This window comes from Streptomyces sp. NPDC051909 (genome assembly GCF_040681095.1).
Lineage (GTDB): Bacteria > Actinomycetota > Actinomycetes > Streptomycetales > Streptomycetaceae > Streptomyces.
In genome coordinates, this window is sequence record NZ_JBFAYA010000074.1 from 1 (window position 1) to 3,706 (window position 3,706).

5 protein-coding genes and 1 pseudogene are annotated in these 3,706 nt (G+C 65.2%); 4 read left to right on the plus strand and 2 right to left on the minus strand.

Annotated elements, in window-relative coordinates; genetic code table 11:
* A partial coding sequence (locus AB0M18_RS36470; protein ID WP_365765690.1) for a transposase occupies window positions 1-187 on the minus strand: 187 nt, incomplete at its 3' end.
* Between the two features lie 99 nt (window positions 188-286).
* Here AB0M18_RS36470 and AB0M18_RS36475 point away from each other — a divergent pair.
* The 4 genes and pseudogenes from AB0M18_RS36475 to AB0M18_RS36490 form a co-directional block, all read left to right on the plus strand.
* The gene (locus AB0M18_RS36475; protein WP_365765692.1) at window positions 287-643 is read left to right on the plus strand and encodes a helix-turn-helix domain-containing protein; all 357 of its coding nucleotides are present in this window, start codon (window positions 287-289) and stop codon (window positions 641-643) included.
* A gap of 7 nt (window positions 644-650) precedes the next feature.
* A complete protein-coding gene (locus tag AB0M18_RS36480; RefSeq protein WP_365765694.1) occupies window positions 651-800 on the plus strand; it encodes a winged helix-turn-helix domain-containing protein in 150 nt (49 codons plus the stop codon).
* On the plus strand, window positions 797-1,387 hold the full coding sequence (locus AB0M18_RS36485) for a transposase (protein WP_365765696.1): 591 nt from the start codon (window positions 797-799) through the stop codon (window positions 1,385-1,387). The genes AB0M18_RS36480 and AB0M18_RS36485 overlap by 4 nt, the downstream gene beginning before the upstream one ends.
* A gap of 530 nt (window positions 1,388-1,917) precedes the next feature.
* Window positions 1,918-2,325 (plus strand): annotated as a pseudogene (locus AB0M18_RS36490) (transposase); the annotation flags it as partial.
* Between the two features lie 182 nt (window positions 2,326-2,507).
* On the opposite strand, the gene AB0M18_RS36495 reads toward AB0M18_RS36490, so the two are convergent.
* Window positions 2,508-3,212 (minus strand): type 1 glutamine amidotransferase domain-containing protein, encoded by a 705-nt coding sequence (locus tag AB0M18_RS36495; protein ID WP_365765698.1) that lies wholly within the window; start codon window positions 3,210-3,212, stop codon window positions 2,508-2,510.
* Window positions 3,213-3,706 lie beyond the last annotated feature (494 nt).

The window sequence follows — 3,706 nt, forward strand, 5'->3', positions numbered from 1 at the left end:
ACAACGGCGGCACCTGCCGCCACGTGCACCCCGACGTCGCCACGAACACGATCGCGGCCAGACATTCACGATCCCCGGCCCGCCGGCGGCCACCTCCTTGCGGGCGTATCACCACCGTCTCCGGCACCACCCTGCGGAACAACTCCCACAACTCATCCGGCACCAGCCGCTCAGCAAGACTCGTCATGCCCAGCACAACTAGCCAAACCACCAAAGGAAACGAGGACTACTGATCTCTTCGTAAGTTCGGTGGGTGTGGTGGCGGTGTGGGTGGGAGGCTGTCGGGGTGGCATATCGACCTTTGACCTCTGCGGCCGACGTTTCCCTTCTTCGGTTGCCGCGGCCTCAGTTGGCGGAGGCGCGTCGTGTTCGGGCGGTCGAGTTGTTCGAGGAAGGTGTCTCGAATGCGGGGATCGCGCGGGCGGTGGGGGTGTGTGTGGAGAGCGTGCGGCGATGGCGGCGTGCGTGGGAGGAAGGTGGTGCTTCGGCGTTGCGGCGGCGTGCGGCCACCGGTCGCCCGCCCAAGCTGGACGACGCCCGGTCGAAACTGTCCGGGCGGCGTTGGAGCGGGGAGCCCAGGCTCATGGTTTCGAGGCCGACCTGCGGACCCTGGAGCGAGTTGGCGTCGTCGTTGAGCGGGTGACGGGGTGATGCTGTCGAGGGCGTCGGTGTGGCGGTTGCTGACAGGCCGGCTCGGGTGGAGTCTGCAGCGGCCCGAGCGGCGGGCGGTCGAGCGGGACGAATCGGAGATCGCCCGCTGGATCGCGCACGAGTGGCCGCGGATCAAAAAGGGGCCGTGAACACACGTGCCTGGATCGTGTTCCTCGACGAATCGGGCGTCTCCCTGCTGCCTCAGATCCGCCGCACCTACGCACCCCGAGGTCGGACCCCGCTGCTGCGGCACCGGCTGAACTGGAAGCGGGCATCGATGGCCGGGGCTCTGGGATACCACTCCACCGACCCCGATCGAGGGGCCCGCCTGTGCTTCCATCTCAAGCCCGGAAGCTACGACAGTGCCGCCCCCATCGAGGTCCTGAAGCAGATGAAGGTGTTCTATCGCGGCGAGCGGGTGGTCCTGGTCTGGGACAGCCCGTCCGCCCATTGGAGCCGGGCGATGCGGGCGTGGGTCGCCGACCAGGACTGGCTCACCCTGGAGCGATTACCTGCCTACGCACCCGAGCTGAATCCGGTGGAGCTGTTGTGGTCCTCACTCAAGAAACGTGAACTCGCCAACCTCGCCGGCGACCACCTCGCCGATGTCGCGGACGCCACCGAGCAAGGCATCCATCGCATCAACCACAACCCACAATTGCCCTGTTCCTTCCTCGCCCACACCGGCCTGATCATCCACCCACCACACCCACCGAACTTACGAAAAGATCAGTAGGTCGTGTATCGAAAGTGGCTGGTGGCGACCTGTGGGGCATGTTCGAGAATCCTGTAGCTGCTCGTATCGCGGACCTGCAATGGTGTCTGTGATGGATTCCGAACCGGGCACTGCTCTCGCTCGTCACTCTGACTCAGGGGCCGGTTGGCTCGGTTCACGGGTCGGATGCTTGTGGTCTGTCCGCGATGCGAGGCCGTGCCCTCGTGATCCCCCGGCCTGGCCTTTCTGATCCCAGATATTTCAGCGAGCTCCTGTTCCAGCCGCGTCGTCTGGCTTGTGGAGGGTGCTATGCCGTCGCCGATTGGCAACCTGAGGTGCAGGGGGCTTGTCTGGTCGGCGCGGTGCTTGGTGGTAGTGAGGATCCGTTCTTCCAGCGGTCTCTGTGGCAGCAGACCCGTTGCGCCGGTCACATCTTGTGGGCCTATAACGAGGAGCACGTAGACGAGCTGTCCGCCTATGTTGGGGCGCGATTCAGAGAGCGTGGCGGCGTGCGGCCGACGATGTCGATGTTCGCTCGGCTGCCGGCGTGGATGAAGGACGCCGACGGCCTGCGGATCACCTGCTTCGCCACCAACACGGCGGACCTTCTGATCGCCGCACCGCGGCACCGCCAACGCGCGCGGGCCGAGAACCGCAACCGGGCAGCCCGTGCCACCGGCCTGCGCAGCCTGCCCCTGCACAACACCGCACAGAACCAGACCTGGCTCGAGCTCGCCCAGATCGCCCCCGACCTGCTCGCATGGATGCCCATGCTCGCCCTGACCGGCGAAGCCCGCAGACGGGAACTCCGCCACCTGAGGCTCCGCCTCTTCTCCGCCGCCGCCCGGATCGTCACGACCGCCCGCTGCCGGCACCTGAGGTTCGCCCGCCACTGGCCCCGGACCGGCGTGATCACAGACACCCTGACACGGCTCGCCGCCCTCCCGAACCTCGGCTGACCAGCACGTTCCCGCCTTGCAACCAGCACCACCACACCCAGAGCCGTGGAACCCGGCACCCACCCGACGCGACAGCCGGGCCACCAGCCTGACCACCACAAGCCCGAACAGCCGAAACGGCCCGCCGAAGAACCGACGGACCGTCACGAAAGATCGAAGCTAGAACGTACAGAGCATTTTGCCTAGATCGAATGCCCACTCACCATGGCCTTGCTGACCAGGTCGATCACGGCGTCCGCTGCGGGAGCTGAGGAGGCAGGATTCTGCCCTGTGATCAGCAGACCGTCCCGTACGACGTAGGGTTGCCAGTCGCCAGCCTTGGAGTAGACACCTCGGAGCTTGGTGAGTTCATCCTCAACCAGGAAGGGAACAACGTCGGTGAGCAGGACGGCTTCTTCCTCTGAGTTGGCGAACCCGGTGACCTCCCTCCCCGCGACCAGTGGGGCCCCGTCCTCATCAACGGTGTGCCGCAGTACGCCCGGTGCGTGGCACACCAGTCCCACGGGCTTGCCGGAGCGGAGGGTCGTTTCGATCAGCCGCGCGGATACGGTGTCTTCGGCCAAGTCCCACAGTGGTCCGTGCCCGCCGGGGTAAAAGACCGCGTCGAATTCGCCAGCCGAGACCGAATCGAGACGTACAGTGTTCGCCAGCGCCCCAGTTGCTTCCGGGTCTGCCTCGAAACGCCGAGTCTGCTTGGTCTGGAATTCCGGCTCATTACTCTTAGGGTCCATCGGCGGCTTTCCACCCTTCGGCGATGCGAGGACGATCTGCGCGCCAGCCTCCTTGAAGCGATAGTACGGTGCCGCCAGTTCCTCCAGCCAGAATCCGGTCTTATAACCGGTCTCTCCCAGTTTGTCGCGCGAGGTGAGGACGATCAGAATTTTCACGACACGCTCCTTCATCCGGGTCGGTAGACCATGCTACTTCGAAGGCGTGAAAATGTCTCCACAACGGTTGGGGACTTCCGTTCCAGTGGTCGTCGCAACACCGCAACGCAGGGGATGCGATGGACTTCAAGACCGAGACGAACCGGACGGCACAGGATCCCGAAGCGGCAACAACCAGGTGTGCCGACTCGTCGCATCAACGCCGGACCGGCCTACGGTGGTACCACAGAGCGGACGGCAAGCGGAGGGCGGTGCTACCCGTCCGACTGGCGGGGCCGCCCTCTGGTCCCGTCCAGGTACCACTGCGCCGAGGAGCGATTCTACATTGCCGACCGATCGCAGGAAAAGGCGTCGGTCCTTTCGGTAGCCGCCGCGCTTAGAACTCCTAACGAAATGATGTTCGAGGTGGTTGGATCGCTCCGGGACTGATGATCCGGGGGTGCGGGGTGGCTCGGCCGAAGCCGTGGGAAGTCGATGACGGGTTGTGGGCGGTG